We start from the raw sequence: 15,119 nt of genomic DNA, 5'->3' as shown, positions 1-15,119 counted from the left end.
AGAGGGCTGGGGTGAGGGGTGGATTTTGACGGCAATACACAACCTCAAACCGTCAACCGCAACCGCGCCAAATCCCGCAACGGCGGAGCCCCAAACAATCGGCTGTATTCCCGGCTGAATTGCGAGGGGCTTTCATACCCCACCCGATACCCCGCTGCCGAAGCCTCCAAGCCTTCCGCCAGCATCAACCGCCGCGCTTCTTGCAGGCGCAGTTGCTTCTGATACTGCAACGGACTCATCGCCGTCATCGCCTTGAAGCGGTGATGCAACGTCGACACACTCAGGTTCACTTCCTTCGCCAGATCATCGATGCGCAGCGGCTGTTCATAGTTGCCGTTGAGCCATTTGATCGCCTGGCTGATGCGATGGCTCTGGCTGTTGGCGATTGCGATTTCGTACAGCCGATAACCCTGCTGGCTGCGCAACAACCGATAAAGAATCTCCCGGCGAATCAGCGGTGCGAGCATGGCGATGTCTTTCGGCGCATCCAGCAAACGCGCCAGGCGCAACACTGCGTCGAGCATCGCGGTGTCGATCCGTTCGACATACAAGCCGCGTCCCGTTGGCCGGGTCGGCACACCGAGAGGACCGGCATCGGCAATCAGCGCGGTGATTTCCGCCGGATCAATGTCCAGCCGCACCGCGAGGATCGGTTCTTCAGACGTGACATTCACCACACGTCCGCTCAATGGCATCGAGACCGACACCACCAGGTAATTCAGCGGATCGTAATTGAAGTATTCATCGGCCAGCCTGACCTCTTTACGGCCCTGCGCCATGATGCACAGCGCCGGTTGCGCCAGCACCGGGGCAAAGTCATGGGACTTGCTGTGTTTGGACATGAACAGGGAGCCGATGGCAGTCGCATAATTGCCATCCTCCGTGGTGTTACGACGGATGATGGCGGCCAGTTCCGCCCGCTGTTTCTCCATGTCGGCGTCCAGCGGGGCTTGAAAATGATCGAGCGACGACATGCTAGGCATCCTCGGCAAGGCGTTGGTAATGAGCTGAGCTTAAATTTGTGCAAGGCAAAGCGGTAGACACATCCTGCCTCAAGCTTGCCTGATTCTGCATAGCGTGAATTAACGGTGCCTCTATGACAGGCCAACCCAAGGAAAACTTGCTTGAAAGCCCTGTTTCATTGGCACGAAAGCTTTAACAGGTTGTTACAGGTTTTTCGAGAAGCTGCGCAGGATTGTGCAATAAGCCGGCAGGAATCGACTAACCGCGCTTCTACCGGCGCGCTTAACCTTGGATCCTGTCGCAGCCCGTCCCACGGCTGCCACTCGAGTACCTGGGAGGGTTGAACATGTCTACGCAGATCCCCGTCAGTCATATGGCCTTTGTCCGCGCCCGCGCCGGGCGTTCGGCGGAGCTCGGTGCACGCCTGAGCGCCTTGATCGAGCCGTCCCGCAACGCACCGGGTTGCCTGAATTTTGCCCTGCAACATTCGCAGTGCGATCCGGAGTTGTGGCTGGTGTCCGGTTTCTGGATGAACCAGCAGGCCATGACTGCTTATTTCAGCATCCCGGCCATGCAGATTTTTGCCGGGTTAGTGCAGGACCAGGTGGTCAACAGCCTGGATTTTCATACCTTCAAGGACGTATCGGCCGCCCAAGCGCAGGGGCAGTCCCAGTCGTGGGTACACAAAATGGCGGGTTGAGGGTTTAATGGCTCAATTCTCCATTCAGCCAGGATCCACGACATGGCACGCAAAGCCTTTGAAACCTTCGAAGCCGTATCTGCCGTAGTACCCCGCGAGGGCGGTTATAACGCCGCAATCGCCACCAAAGCCATCGGTGGTTCGGGTGCACCGCGCTTTCACAAGTTGCTCGAAGAACAGACCTTCAAAACAGCCCGCGAGGCCGATGAAGCCGCCGCGCTGCAGTTGACACACCTCAAAGACGTCAGCGAAGACGGCGACCTGATCTGGTAATTACTTGACCGCCCCCGGGCGATACATCTTGAACAATGCCTCAGGCCCCAGCTGGAAATAATCCGCTGGCCCGCCGCCGCGCAGAATCGGTTCTGCCGCGGCGGTGTCGTACACCCCATCCTTCAATAGCCACTTGGCGATATGCACGGCGACCACTTCGCCGAGAATCAGCCAGCTCGGCACCACGTTGCCGTCGGCTCGCTGCAACTGAATGATCTGCGTGACCTTGCACTCGAAGGACACCGGGCTTTCGGCGACGCGCGGTACCTGAATGACTTTCGACGCTGCCGGCGTCAGCCCGGACAGTTCGAACTCGTTGACCTCAGGCGGGACCATGGCAGAGCACTGGTTCATCTGCTCGGCCAGCGGACGGGTCGCCAGGTTCCAGGCGAATTCGCCGGTTCGCTCGATATTATTCAGGCTGTCTTTGCGCCCGACACTGGAAAAACCAATGATCGGCGGAATGTAGTTGAACGCATTGAAGAAGCTGTAGGGCGCGAGATTCAGGCGGCCATCGGCATCCTGAGAGGAAATCCAGCCAATGGGACGCGGGCCGACGATGGCATTGAACGGGTCATGCGGCAGGCCGTGGCCGTTGGCGGGTTCGTAGAAATGGATGTCGTCGGGCATGGAGGGGATTCCTGAGCGCTGGGGAGTCGGTCATGGTGCTAGGACCCGCGGCATATTTCCAGCCCAACCTCCCACAGTTTTTTTATAAAACAAAAGGGGCAGACCTTGGCCAGGTCTGCCCCTTTATTGTGTCGCAGGCGACTACTCAGTCCGTCTCGATCCGCGAATGTTTGCGGGTGTCTTTCATGGTCACGTAGACCAGCAACGACACGGCAATACACGCGGTGACATACCAGTAGTAACCGGTTTCCATACCAATGCTCTTGAACCACAGTGCGATGTATTCAGCGGTGCCGCCGAAGATCGACACAGTCAGCGCGTACGGCAGGCCGACGCCCAGCGCGCGGATTTCGGTCGGGAACAGTTCGGCTTTGACCACCGCGTTGATCGAGGTGTAGCCGCTGACGATGATCAGCGCCGCCATGATCAGGAAGAACGCGCCCCACCAGGTCTGCACGGTGTGCAGGGTGGTCAGGATCGGCACGGTGAACAGCGTCCCGAGAATACCGAAGGCAATCAGGATTGGCCGGCGACCGACTTTATCCGAGAGCCCGCCAATGATCGGTTGCAGGCACATGAACAGAAACAGCGTGGCGGCCGAAATAGTGGTGGAGTCGGAGATGCTCATGCCGACGGTGTTCACCAGGTATTTCTGCATGTACGTGGTGTAGGTGTAGAACGCCAGGGTGCCGCCCATGGTCAGGCCGACCACGGTCATCAGTTCTTTCGGATGGCGCATCAAGGTGCGCATCGCGCTTTCCTTGGCCTTCTCTTTCTTGGTGAACGACTCGGTTTCTTCCATGCCACGACGCAAGTACAGCGCGACCACGGCACACAGCGCGCCGATGGCGAACGGGATGCGCCAGCCCCAGGCGTACAGCTGCTCGGTGGTCAGGGTCTGTTGCAGCACGATCAGCACGGCCAACGCGATGAGCTGACCGGAGATCAGGGTCACGTACTGGAAGCTGGAGTAGAAACCGCGACGATCCTTGGTCGCCATCTCGCTGAGGTACGTTGCCGAGGTGCCGTACTCGCCACCGACCGACAAACCTTGCAGCAGGCGGGCGAAAATCAGCAGGATCGGTGCGCCGATGCCGATGGTTTCATAACCCGGGCTCAGGGCAATCAGCAGCGAGCCGAAACACATCAGATACACCGAAGCCATCAGTGCTTTCTTGCGACCGGCCTTGTCGGCGTAGAGGCCCATCAACCAGCCACCGATCGGGCGCATCAGGAAGCCCACGGCGAAAATCGCGGCGGTGTTCAGTAGTTGTGCGGTGGTGTCGCCTTTCGGGAAAAAGGCCTTGGCGAAGTACAGGGAGAAGGCGGCGTAGACGTACCAGTCGTACCACTCGACCATGTTGCCGACAGAGCCGCTGAAGATCGATTTGATGCGACTGGCAGTGGTTCTTTCTTTGGCAGGCGAAGCTGCCGACCCAAGAGGCAGGGTTTGTGAGTTATCCATGACGGATCCTTCATTTAATTGTTTTTGTGGAGCGCGTTGAAACGCAGCCTGCTTGGGCTATAGCAGGAGATGTGCCAAGGGGAGGAGGGCCGGTTTAGAGGGGTTGCGGGGAATTGGTGAGCGGAATTCCGCTTATGCTGGATGGTGTGTAAGCGGTTTTTCGCTTAGCTGACATGGAATTGCTTTGCGTGGGCCGGCCTCATCGCGAGCAGGCTCACTCCTACAGGGGGGCGGTGTACACGGTTCAAATGTCGGAGTGAGCCTGCTCGCGATGGGGCCGTCGATGCCCACAAAAATCAGTTGTCAGTAAGGAACATCTCCCGACTCAACCCATGCCGCTGCATCTTTTCATTGAACGTACGACGCGGCAGTTGCAGCTCTTCAAGCACCGCTTTCACATCGCCCTTATGCCGGGTCAACGCCGCGCGCAGACAATGCGCTTCAAACGCTTCCTGCTGCGCTGCCAGCGATTGCCCAGGATCAATCCCCACGGGTTCCGGCTCGCCCAGTCCCAACACTTGTCGCTCAGCAACGTTCGCCAATTCGCGCACATTGCCCGGCCAGTCGTGGCTCAGCAGGTGGCTCAACTGCGGGCCGCTCAGCGGTGGAAAAGTGCGCCCCAAACGCTCGGCGGCATTGTGCGCAAACGACTCGAACAACAGTGGAATGTCTTCACGCCGCTCGCGCAACGGTGGCAGCCGCAACTCGGCCACGTTCAATCGATAGGCCAGGTCCTCGCGAAAGCGTCCGGCCCGGGCCTCGTCGAGCAAATCGGGTTTGGTCGCGGCGATGATCCGCAAATCCACGCGGATGCTCTGATTGGAGCCTAGCCGCTCCAGCTTCTGCTCCTGCAACACCCGCAGCAATTTCACCTGCTGGGCCAATGGCATGCTTTCGATTTCATCGAGAAACAGCGTGCCGCCATCGGCGTATTCGAGCTTGCCGATGCGTTTGCCCGAGGCGCCGGTGAACGCGCCGCTCTCGTGACCAAACAGCTCGGCCTCGAACAACTGCTCGGGGATCGCCGCACAGTTCAATGCGACAAAGGGTTTGTCGGCACGTGGACCGAAGTCGTGCAGGCAACGGGCAACCAACTCCTTGCCGCTGCCGGTTTCACCGCGAATCAACACATTGACCGGCAACGTCGCCAGGTCCAGCACTTGCCGACGTAGCGTCTGCAAACCACGGGACACGCCCAGCAACGTCGCATCGAGTTTGGCGCGGTTGTCTGCCTGCTCGTGCAGGGCGCGGTTTTCCAGCACCAGCCGCCGCTTGTCCAGCGCACGGCGCAGACTGCCGAGCAGGGTTTCGGGGCTGAAGGGTTTTTCAAGGAAGTCGTAGGCGCCATCGCGCATCGCTTCGACCGCCATCGGCACATCGCCATGGCCGGTCAGCAGAATCACCGGTAAGTCGGCGTCGCGCCGCTGAACCTCGGCCAGCAGTTCCAGGCCGGTCATGCCAGGCATGCGCACGTCGCTGAGGATCACCCCGGGGAAATGCTTCGGTAGCTGCGCCAGGCACTCATCGGCGCGGCTGAACAATTGCACCTCGAACCCCGACAGGCTCAGCCATTGTTCAACGGCACTGCGAATACTGCTTTCGTCGTCGACCACCATCACTGAATTCAGCATGAGCCAGGGGCCTCCAGGTCGATGGGCAAGGTCACGGTGAACACCGCGCCGTTTGCATGATTGTCGGCGCTCAGGCGTCCGCCCGATTCGTGAACGATGGCAAAGGATACGGCCAGCCCGAGGCCCAAGCCATCACCCACCGGTTTAGTGGTGAAGAACGGATCAAACACGTTGGCCAAGTGCTCTTCGGCAATGCCGCCACCATTGTCAGCCACCGTCACACGCCAGAGTTGTTCGTCGGCTTCGATACGGATTTCCAGGCGTTTGCAGGGTTTGTCCTGCATGGCGTCCAGGGCATTGCGCAGCAAATTGATCAGCACCTGTTCCAGGCGAATCGCATCGCCACGCACCCACGCCGGGCGCGTCAGGTGCAGCACCGTGCTGACCTGTTCATCGCGCAACCGAGTGTCGAGCAGCTGCAACGATTGGTCGACCACCGCTGCCAGGTCCAGGCGTTCGCGTAAACCGCTGGGGCTTTTGCGGGCGAAGGTTTTCAGGTGACCGGTGAGGGCGGCCATGCGTGTCAGCATGTCATCCACCGGTTTGAGCGCCTTGTAAGCATCGTCGACCCGACCGTGATCGAGCAGCAGCCTCAGCGTCGCAAGCTGCATGCGCTGGGCGGTCAGGGGCTGGTTGATTTCATGGGCCAACGCGGCAGACATCTGGCCGAGCGCGGCGAGTTTGGCCGATTGCACCAGACCGTCCTGAGCGGTGCGCAGGTCGCGAGTGCGCTCTTCCACCAGTTGTTCGAGCTCTTCGCGACTGCGCTGGCGCAGCTTGGCCAGACGCCAGCGCTGATTGAGGAACAGCAACAGAAACACCACGGCCAGCCACAACCCGGCGGCGGCGAGCCCGGCGTTGCGGCTGTCTTCGAATGCGATTTGCGGGCGGCGCAGCAGGTGCAACGTCCAGCCTTCAGTGCTCAGCGGCAGCGATTCCCACAGGTAATTCGCCGTGCCGTCCGGACCCACGACCCGCGTCAGATCACTGTTGTCGTCGAAGCGCCGCACCGATTGATACTCGAGCGGTGTCAGCGGTTGTTTATCGTATTGGCGGGTGACCTTGAGTTCGGCGTGATCGCTGTCACTCAGCGGTTTCAACAGGCGATAGCGCCAGCCCGGCTGGTTGGCGATGAAGATAATCCCTCGTGCATCGCTGACCAGCAGCGTGTCGCTGCCCTGACGCCACTCGCGCTCCAGCTCCGGAAATTCGAGTTTCACCACCATGGCGCCGAGGAACTGGCCGTCGTCACCGGTGACCGCGCTGGACAGGAAGTAACCGGGAATCCCGCTGGTCACGCCCACTGCGTAAAAACGCCCGGTGCCCTGGGTGCGTGTCTCGCTGAAGTAGGGGCGAAAGCCATAGTTGTGACCGACGTAACTGCTGGGCAAACGCCAATTGCTGGCGGCTACGGCCAGACCGGTGTGATCCAGTAATTCGAGGGTCGAGGATTGCGCCGCGCCGTTGATCTTTTCCAGTTTGCGGTTCAGGGCGTCCTGTTGTTCAGTCGATACCGAACCCTTGAGGGCTGCGCGTAACTCCGGGTCCAGCGCGAGCACGGCGGGCAGGGCGCGGTAGCGATCGATCAGGGTGTGCAGGGAATTGGCATAAAGCGCCAATTGCTGATTGGCACGGGCGGCGTCTTCGACCAGCGCCTGGCGCTCGGTGTGACGCATGGCGAGCCCTGCTGCTAGCGCGGCACCGGCGACGATCAGCAAGGTATAAAGCGTCAAACGCAACGTACGGGAAGTCGGCAGCATGCTTGTCGCAAACGCATAAAAGGTCGGGGCCGGCACCATAACATGGAGTGACGGCGGCCAATCGGTTTTTGCCGGGCACGTCAGGCGGCGTGCTTTTCAATGAGGTGCTGCGAGACTCTGCCCGCCAGGTTTCTGGCCTGTTTGATGCCGCTTCTTGCAACTTTCATTCACCGTGAGCGAGGGCGTACGCCAATAGACAGAACTATCCATTATTCCACCAGTTGACCAACCTGGAGCGACTTGCGGGGGCCGGATGAGCTTGCCGTCTTAAAAACTGATTATCCGTGGTACCCATCTCTTTGTAGGCGGCGATCACTCCTCGAGCGTGTTTTATGTCGGCAAGGACGGCGCTGGTTTGCTGGCGCAAGGCTGACCGGTTAATCGGTGCCGAGTTTTCTCCGGATGCCATGTTGTTGGCATTGGGAAGGAAGACAACGTCGGTTCCCAATGCATCGAAGGCCGCTTCGCTCCAGGCCGAACGCTGCTCAATAGCCGTTTTCCAATCGCTGAGCATTGTTTCGATTTTGCCGATCTTGACCGGATCGAGCCGGTTCTTGATGTCTTCGGCTTCTATGGCGCGAGCAAACATATTGAGAGCGCCCGGGATTATCGATATCCATGAGGCCATCACCCTGTTCATCATAAATTCAGGGTTGAGGACTGCGTTGAGCGCCGGGTTGATCAGCTCACTCTTTACGTCTTTCCAGCTGTTGATTTCGTTAACGGCATCAGGGATGCCTAACTGGCGATCAATCGCAGCAACGGACATATTCGAGGTTTGCGGAATAAGTGGGCCAAACCAACTATTGCTGGTCGTTATCGGGGCTGCCATCGCGCCGCCCACATCCCCACCTGCGTTACCGCCGATCAGCGAGTTCGGATCCGTGAACTGGATGGTATGAGGGGCATTTGGCAGAACAGCGCCCGCTATCCCACTACCTTTAAGGCCACCCTCATAGCCAGCGATTCCCCCTGCTACCTCGCCCGCCATATTCGCTGCCAGACTTCGTATGGGGCTCTTCTGCTGGATGATGTTGTGGAGTTGCCCCAGTGTCTGCTCGGCATGTCCACCGACGGCAGAAATAAACCCCGAATAAAGCATGATCACGCTTTCGGCTTTGGTTTTCCCGTCAGGATCCACATAGCGCATCGGGTTGTTCTGCACGTATGCATACCTGTTCAGTCCGTCAGCCTGCGACGGATCGGCACTGACCCAACGCTGCAACCACGGTGCGAAATAACGCGCACCGTAGTAATACAACCCACTGTCATCCATTTCCTTGCCCGAATAGCGGATGGTTTTGTAGTCGACGTCCACCTCACTTCCCCGCGCATACCAGGCGGTGGCGCCGAACGGGTAATAACCTTCCTCACTGATCACTTGCGCCTGTTGGTCGAGTTCCAGCGTGCTGGAACCCAAATGGTCATTGAGGCTGTAGCGCAATTGATCGGCGGAAATTTTTGCGGGTTTGCCGCTGACCCAGTGCAGGCAACGCACGCTGCCGTGTCCGCTGGGCAGAGTGATGACGTGCAGTTCCTCGCCGTTGTCGCGGGTGCGGATTTCCAGCCCCGGCAGGTAGATCACCTCCTGAAAGTGGGTCAGTGACGGCGTGTGGGTTTCATGCCGTTTGTACACGCGCATGCCCTGGCTGTAGCGGTAGAACTCTTCGTCGTTGGGGCCGTTGGCGCGTTTGACCAGCGTCACCGATTCCAGTTGATCCAGGTTGTTCCACCGCAAGGCTTTTCCCGGTTGCAAGTCCAGGAGGTTGCCGTGGCGGTCAAACAACTCAGGAAAATCGGGTACAGGATCCCCCTCTTTCCAGCGCACACCGCGATTGCTGGTGAGGTCGATGCGCATCTCGCGGGTATGTGAGGCACCCGCCCGCACATGACGCAGCTTGATCAGGTTGCCGCCGCGATCGTATTCATAGTCTTGTTGGTAGTTGAGCCGATTGCCGGGGTCGCCGGGCAGGGGCCGGCCCGGAATATCCGAGGGCGGGGCATCGTCGTATCCACTGGCGCTGGTCAGCCGGTACAGCGAGTCATAGGTGAAGTCGCGGTGGCCGTCGATGAGCTGGTTGGCGAAGTAAATCGGTTTGAACGCGAGGTCTTCGATGCGGGTGATGTTGCCGACGCGGTCGTAGAGATATTCGAAATTTTGCAGCGTCGGCTCGGCGTTTTTTTGCGCGTGCTGCGTGGACAGGCGGCCATCGGCCGGGTCGTAGGTCCAGCTGCTGACTACGTCATTGCCGGCGCGTTGTTCGATGATCTGACTGGCAGCGTTGTACTGCGCGTCTTTCAAAACCGGCTGCCAGTTCGAGCTGCCTTTTATCCGCAGCTGAACCTGCTTGAGCTGCCCGGCGACGTCGTAACGCGACTGTTGCTGGTGATCGCCGGCATCGGTCTGGCTCAACAGCTTGCCGAGCGGGCTGTAACTTTGGCTGCTGCGGTGTGGCTTGTTCTCGACCTGGGTTCGGGTTTCGCGCAGTGGCTGTCCCAGCAGGCTGTAGCTGTCGAGACTCAAGGTGCCGGAGCGGTCGAGGTGTTCGGTCAACTGACCGCGCCGGTTGCGGGCGGGGTCGGCGGAGGCATCGGCATAGGTAAAGGTTTCGACGTTTGGCTCAGCGTTTTCCTCGATGGCGAGCGGGCGCAACAGAGGGTCGTAGGTGGTGCGCCAATGACTGCCACGCTGGTCCCAACGCTCCAACACTTCCCCGGCCAAGCCTGGCAGGCTCAAGCGCCAGCCGGCGTCGACGGAATCTACCTTCAACGGCTCGCCGGACAGGCGGTAGACGGTGGCCAGGTTGGGGACGACACCGAACAGTCGCGGGTCCCATTGTTCGAGCAGTCGCCCGGCGGCGTCATGTCGCTGGCGGGAGATCAGGGTTTCCAGCGACCCGCCATCGACCTTGCGCAAGTAGGAAACCTGGCGAATCGGCAAGCCCCGACTATCAATGACCGTCAGGTTCGGGGTGCGCCAATGGACCCCGGTCGTCATGGCTTGCCTGCCTTCAACTCACTTTCAGGCGGCGCGACGTAGGTGTCATTAAAGTCCAGGCTGGTGGTGTACCAGGGGTGGATGATCTCGAGCGCGACATCTCCTTTGGCGTTGATGACTTTTTTCTGGCGACCCAGGACGTCGTAAAAGTTCTGATCGTGATGGCCAGACTCACGGAAGGAATGGTCATTGATATAGCGGTGCCCATTGGCGAAGTAAGGGCGAAATACCCGAACAGCCAGGCCTTTGTTGTTGTATTCCACGCGTTCGCTGACGCGCCAGCGCGGGTCGGCGTGCGCGACCTTTGGCTTGCCGTCTTCAATCACCAGCTCACCGTTTTCCACCACAAACGCCAGGCCGGGTTCGACCAGTTGCTTGATCTGCAGTGGCCGGCCGAAGCCATCCACGAAAGCTTTAACGATCTGGATTTGCTGCAGCTCATCATCCCAATAGCGGTCAGCGGTGAGGACAACGCTGTGCACCGGTTCGCGATGAGCGGCGTGGATCAGGTCGAGTAGCGTTTGCTCCGGCTCGCTCAGGGAGGTGAGTCGGGCCAGGCGACGTCGGGCGCTGGCGCGAATGTGCAGGCTGGGTAACACGTCACCTTGCGCAATCCAGGTGGCCAGCCAGTCAGGTGTCTGCCTGACGGAATGGGGGAGTTCGCCCATCCAGCTGAACAGGTCCTTGCGCAATACACTGGCCGCTTTTTGCAGGGCGCCTTTGGGATTTTCGATGGCAGGGTCCGGACGATGGTCCGCAGGACGTTCGTGTTCGTCGAGGGGGCGAAACCCCATTTCTTCGCCGTCTTCAGTGCCATGAAAACTGATGGCAAGGGGTTGTCCGGACGGCTCGTAAAGGGCCTCCTCGACATTGTCATTGGCATCGATGCTGCGCTTGAGTTGCAGCGCGTGATAGTCATATTCGAAACGGGCTTCGCACCCGTCCGGCTGCGTGATGCTTTTCGGCAGCAGACAGTAGGCGTCGTAGCAGGCTGTCGTGATGCCGTAACTGGGCGTTTCGTTGTACTCCATCACTTTGTAAAAACTATCGAGCTTGCCGTACTTGGCAAAACCATACCGGGACGACCATAGGTTTCTTTCCTGGTCCTCTTTTTTGTCTGCCTCCTCGTCTACCCCCAGCACCAGAGGCATGGCCGAATAGCCGATTTTTGCCAGTTCGTCCCGAATAACGAGCGACGGCACCGTGTCGTAGGCTTGCAGTGCTGTCTTGTCCAGTTGGGCAATTTCCAGCGGTGCCCGCAGTGCCTCGAAATCGGCCTTGCCGTCGGCAAGCACTGTCCGGTCGTCAGTCTTGAAGTAGCGATTTACCGACTGCGTGGTCAGCAGCCGCTTAGCGGCCCATTCGGGCGAGGCGTACAGCTTGTTCAACCCTTCATAGGAAATGTCTGCGGGGGCGAGCCCCCCGGAAGCTGGCTTCTTGGGCAGTACCAATGCATTGCCACGTTGCAGATAAGGCAGGCCCAGTCGCCAGCCTTGCAGACTCTCTTTCAGGTGAATGAATGTGGCGCGGGATTCACTCAAGTAGTAGGACTGTTGGGCCGGGTCGTGGGCATCCGACCACCATGTTCTTTCGTCGGGATCTTCGAAGGGGTTTTCTATCTCGGTGTTGGTCCTTCGCCGTGCGTAACTGACGGTGATGGAATGGTTGGGCAGACCGCACTCGTCATGGCTCAACGAGATTTCATGACGGCACAGCGGGTCATTCTCGAAGCGTTCGTACTGATAGCTGATCTTCTCCAGTTGCAAGGGCAGCATGATCGGGTGTTCGTCGTGGTCTCCCTTTTTGCGCAGTTCGCGGACCTTGTAACGACTTTCCTCCACGGCGAAAGGCACCGCTGTGCCCAAGTCATCGTCGGCGGCGTAGGTTTCTACGCGCAACACCGAACCTGCGAGGGCGCGGGCGATTTCATGGGTGGTGGCTTCGTCGGCGGGTGGGACGGGATCATCAAAATGGTCGTTGCGGTGATACTGGCAAAACAACGTGGGCTTCAAGGCAAGGGCGTCGGGATCACGATCAAAATAGCCATCGCGTGGCAGGTCGATCAGCCGTCCGGTATGGAACCAGGTGCAGACCAGCGCCGGGGCGGTAAAGCCGATGTCATCTCCACTGGCGCCGGTTTCGCTGTCGGTCTGGCGCAGCAGCCCGAAGCCGCGAAACTCGCGGTTCCGGCCATCGTAGTAACCCTGCGAATACTGGAAAAACTGGTTCAGGTGGTTGCCAGTGATTTCGTCGAGCTGACGTTGTTGCTTGACCACGGGCACCGGGAACGGCAAGTAGCAAATCGGCAAACGCTTGAACTTGAGAATCCGATCCTTTTCATCCAGCCATTCCTGCGCGGAACTGCGATACACCACCTGCGTACTGCAGCCCATGTTGTTGTTACTGGCGACCAGCATGTAAGGCTTGGCGCTGACGAAATCGTAGCGCCAGTGCCGCGGCTTCATGTGCGGCACGGTCAGGATCAGGCTCGCGCAACCCAGGCCTTGCAGGTCGGCGAGGGTGACCTGGCACAGGTTGTCGTAGCGAATGCCGTCGGGCCAGGGGACCGTGACGGGGATCTGCTCCAGACCATTGCCGCCACGATTGAAATAGATCTCGAAACAGTCGGACTTCAGGTAAATCAGTGCCGGTGCACCGGAGCCGTCGAGGTCGGCAATCCGCACCCGCGCCGCGTCGAATGTCGCGTAGTCGAAGGGCAGGGCACTCATGACAAAACCCTCGCCGAAACGACCGTGGCCGAGGTTCGGCCAGCATTTGATTTCGTCGTGCCGGATGCGGCACAGCTCGCTCATGTCGCTGCCCAGCAAGTTGCCCAGCATCACCAGTTCGCTGCGTGAGTTGCTGAACAGCGGCAGGCGATCGGTGTCCGGTTTGTGCTCGACCTCCTGGCCCGGCGCGAAACCTTCCTCACGCCGATTGGCGTACAGGCGCACGCTTCGCGGGCCGATCAGCGCCATCGAGCTGAGCCCGTCGCCCATCAAATCGCCAGACTGTGAAAGCGTGTGGAAGAACTCCACCGGGAACGCCGTAAAGGGAATGAACCCCGACCAGCTGCGATCGGGGTTGAGGGTGTGGAAACCGCTCATGCCGGGTGAGGCGAGGATCCAGTCGAGCCGACCGTCGCCAGTCAGATCGGTCAACGCCTGATAAGTCGGTTGATTGCGATCGGCCACAGGAATTCGGGACAGTTCTGTCCATGGACCGTAGTGGATGTCATCGGCCCCCGTCAGCGCGCGCAAGGGTTCGCGGTAGTACCAGCTCTGGTCGTAACGACAGATAAATCCGGGCACACCTTCACCGAACAGATCGACGCATTGGTGGTGCGCGCCGTCCTCGATGCCGGGCATGTTTTCGAAGGGGAAAAACGGGCTCGACTGCTTATTGAGTTCGAAGCGTGAATAGTCGAATTCCACCGGTGGCATGTTTTCCACGGCACCGCTGGCGTCGTACGCCTGATAGTGCGCTGCTGTGAGTTGGGTGTAGGACAGTGAAGTTGTTTGGTATTGCAGCAGCAATCGACGAACCAGCGCTGGTTTTGGGCCCAACTGCTTGGGGAAATGGTGAAACATCAGAACCTGATGGCACAGGCGTCGGGTGCCCAGTTCGAAGCCATAGTTGTAGCTGTGGAAGGGGTCGCTGCGCAGTTGCCACTCACCATAACCCTCGCCGGGTGCATCGAACGGCGGTCCGTAGAGCGGTTTCTTTTCCAGGTCGAGGGTGCGTTCGCCGTAGTCGAACACCAGGTGGAAATGCCACGAAGGCGGTGCCAGCTTCAGTACGTTCCAGCCATACAAGTGGCTGCTTGCCTCAAAATTGCCATAAAGCACACGCTGCAAGTAACGCTGCGTGCTGTAGTCATGTGCATCGTCTGGATCATGAGATTCTTCTGCCTTGTATTCGAAGCAAATGTGCTCGCCATGGGCGTTCATGCTTTCCTGCAGAAGCCAAGCGCCCACCCGGTCTTCAGCCTGAGGGGCTGCCCGACGGGATGCTTCGGTTTTGCCATAAAGATGCAGGCTGCCGTCCGCACCATGCACCAGCCAGAATCCTTGAGGGGTGACGTCAGAACGCCACAGCTCGATCAGATCGAACGAACTCTCGACCCGTGGCCAGTAGCGCACAACGCGGTGCTCACCAATGGGGAGCTTGCGGTATTGAGTCTCGATTCTGGACTTTGGCTTGCCTTCGTCATCCAGCTCGGGCATCAACTCCTCGCCACCGGGGCCGACCATGATGTCCGTGGCAAGGTAATCGGGCACGCCGTTGCGGGTCCGGCGAGTGATGGCACTGATGCCCAAACCCCAGCCAAAGCCAAACGTACCGTTACCGCCCTGGCTGTCATAGCTCAGCGCCATGGCGGGGTCGAAACCGCGCCCTGCTGAAAGGGGTAGCGGCAACTCGAACGAGGCACTGCCCGTTACGCCGACCGAACCCCAGCTTTTGCCAATCGTGGCAATCGAAGCACTCTTGGCGATGGAGGGTTCAGTAATGCTCAGGGAGGCTTGGTCTTCCATGGGGCTGATCCTGGAGTTGCGTGATGAAGCAACGCTAACAAGATCAAGGTGCTGCGTGACCTGTCAGATGTGACAGGTAAGGCCGATATTTTTAGAACGAATAAGGTGGACGGCACGGCGCTTTATCGCGAATGGTAAAACCGTTGCCAAAAAAAACGGCCGGG

At 59.3% G+C, this 15,119-nt stretch carries 9 protein-coding genes; 2 read left to right on the top strand and 7 right to left on the bottom strand.

Annotated features, from left to right (window positions below; all coding sequences use genetic code 11):
* Positions 1 to 44 precede the first annotated feature (44 nt).
* The gene (locus tag QF010_RS24050) at positions 45 to 974 is read right to left on the bottom strand and encodes an AraC family transcriptional regulator (RefSeq protein ID WP_033057540.1); all 930 of its coding nucleotides are present in this window, start codon (positions 972 to 974) and stop codon (positions 45 to 47) included.
* Positions 975 to 1,309: 335 nt separating this feature from the next.
* Here QF010_RS24050 and QF010_RS24045 point away from each other — a divergent pair, with 335 nt between their 5' ends.
* Together QF010_RS24045 and QF010_RS24040 are read left to right on the top strand one after the other, a co-directional pair.
* Positions 1,310 to 1,663: an antibiotic biosynthesis monooxygenase family protein gene (locus tag QF010_RS24045; protein WP_429534085.1), complete on the top strand. Its 354-nt coding sequence runs from the start codon at positions 1,310 to 1,312 to the stop codon at positions 1,661 to 1,663.
* 42 nt (positions 1,664 to 1,705) lie between these two features.
* On the top strand, positions 1,706 to 1,936 hold the full coding sequence (locus QF010_RS24040; protein ID WP_033057544.1) for a hypothetical protein: 231 nt from the start codon (positions 1,706 to 1,708) through the stop codon (positions 1,934 to 1,936).
* Here QF010_RS24040 and QF010_RS24035 read toward each other — a convergent pair whose 3' ends face one another.
* From QF010_RS24035 to QF010_RS24010, 6 genes are all read right to left on the bottom strand, one after another.
* Positions 1,937 to 2,566 (bottom strand): flavin reductase family protein, encoded by a 630-nt coding sequence (locus QF010_RS24035; RefSeq protein ID WP_033057547.1) that lies wholly within the window; start codon positions 2,564 to 2,566, stop codon positions 1,937 to 1,939.
* 145 nt (positions 2,567 to 2,711) lie between these two features.
* Positions 2,712 to 4,031 carry an MFS transporter gene (locus QF010_RS24030; RefSeq protein WP_033057548.1) on the bottom strand — a complete coding sequence of 440 codons (1,320 nt, stop codon included), beginning with the start codon at positions 4,029 to 4,031 and terminating at the stop codon, positions 2,712 to 2,714.
* Between the two features lie 296 nt (positions 4,032 to 4,327).
* Positions 4,328 to 5,662, bottom strand: a complete 1,335-nt coding sequence (locus QF010_RS24025) for a sigma-54-dependent transcriptional regulator (RefSeq protein ID WP_429510934.1) — start codon at positions 5,660 to 5,662, stop codon at positions 4,328 to 4,330.
* A complete protein-coding gene (locus tag QF010_RS24020; protein ID WP_429534084.1) occupies positions 5,656 to 7,422 on the bottom strand; it encodes a sensor histidine kinase in 1,767 nt (588 codons plus the stop codon). The genes QF010_RS24025 and QF010_RS24020 overlap by 7 nt, the downstream gene beginning before the upstream one ends.
* A gap of 202 nt (positions 7,423 to 7,624) precedes the next feature.
* Entirely contained in the window at positions 7,625 to 10,420 is a 2,796-nt protein-coding gene (locus QF010_RS24015) for an RHS repeat domain-containing protein (RefSeq protein WP_429534083.1), read from the bottom strand.
* Complete coding sequence (locus QF010_RS24010) at positions 10,417 to 14,955, bottom strand: SpvB/TcaC N-terminal domain-containing protein (RefSeq protein WP_429534082.1); 4,539 nt, start codon at positions 14,953 to 14,955, stop codon at positions 10,417 to 10,419. Before QF010_RS24010 ends, QF010_RS24015 begins: the two co-directional genes overlap by 4 nt.
* Positions 14,956 to 15,119 lie beyond the last annotated feature (164 nt).

Source organism: Pseudomonas silensiensis (assembly GCF_050434865.1).
Classification (GTDB): domain Bacteria; phylum Pseudomonadota; class Gammaproteobacteria; order Pseudomonadales; family Pseudomonadaceae; genus Aquipseudomonas; species Aquipseudomonas fluorescens_W.
Note: the sequence above shows the minus strand (reverse complement) of the source record. Positions and strands in the feature narration are given on the sequence as shown.

What these genes read in the sequence shown, in the direction of transcription:
- QF010_RS24050 (WP_033057540.1), bottom strand. Translation starts at nt 974, where the DNA reads ATGTCGTCGCTCGATCATTTTCAAGCCCCGCTGGACGCCGACATGGAG.
- QF010_RS24045 (WP_429534085.1), top strand. Translation starts at nt 1,310, where the DNA reads ATGTCTACGCAGATCCCCGTCAGTCATATGGCCTTTGTCCGCGCCCGC.
- QF010_RS24040 (WP_033057544.1), top strand. Translation starts at nt 1,706, where the DNA reads ATGGCACGCAAAGCCTTTGAAACCTTCGAAGCCGTATCTGCCGTAGTA.
- QF010_RS24035 (WP_033057547.1), bottom strand. Translation starts at nt 2,566, where the DNA reads ATGCCCGACGACATCCATTTCTACGAACCCGCCAACGGCCACGGCCTG.
- QF010_RS24030 (WP_033057548.1), bottom strand. Translation starts at nt 4,031, where the DNA reads ATGGATAACTCACAAACCCTGCCTCTTGGGTCGGCAGCTTCGCCTGCC.
- QF010_RS24025 (WP_429510934.1), bottom strand. Translation starts at nt 5,662, where the DNA reads ATGCTGAATTCAGTGATGGTGGTCGACGACGAAAGCAGTATTCGCAGT.
- QF010_RS24020 (WP_429534084.1), bottom strand. Translation starts at nt 7,422, where the DNA reads ATGCTGCCGACTTCCCGTACGTTGCGTTTGACGCTTTATACCTTGCTG.
- QF010_RS24015 (WP_429534083.1), bottom strand. Translation starts at nt 10,420, where the DNA reads ATGACGACCGGGGTCCATTGGCGCACCCCGAACCTGACGGTCATTGAT.
- QF010_RS24010 (WP_429534082.1), bottom strand. Translation starts at nt 14,955, where the DNA reads ATGGAAGACCAAGCCTCCCTGAGCATTACTGAACCCTCCATCGCCAAG.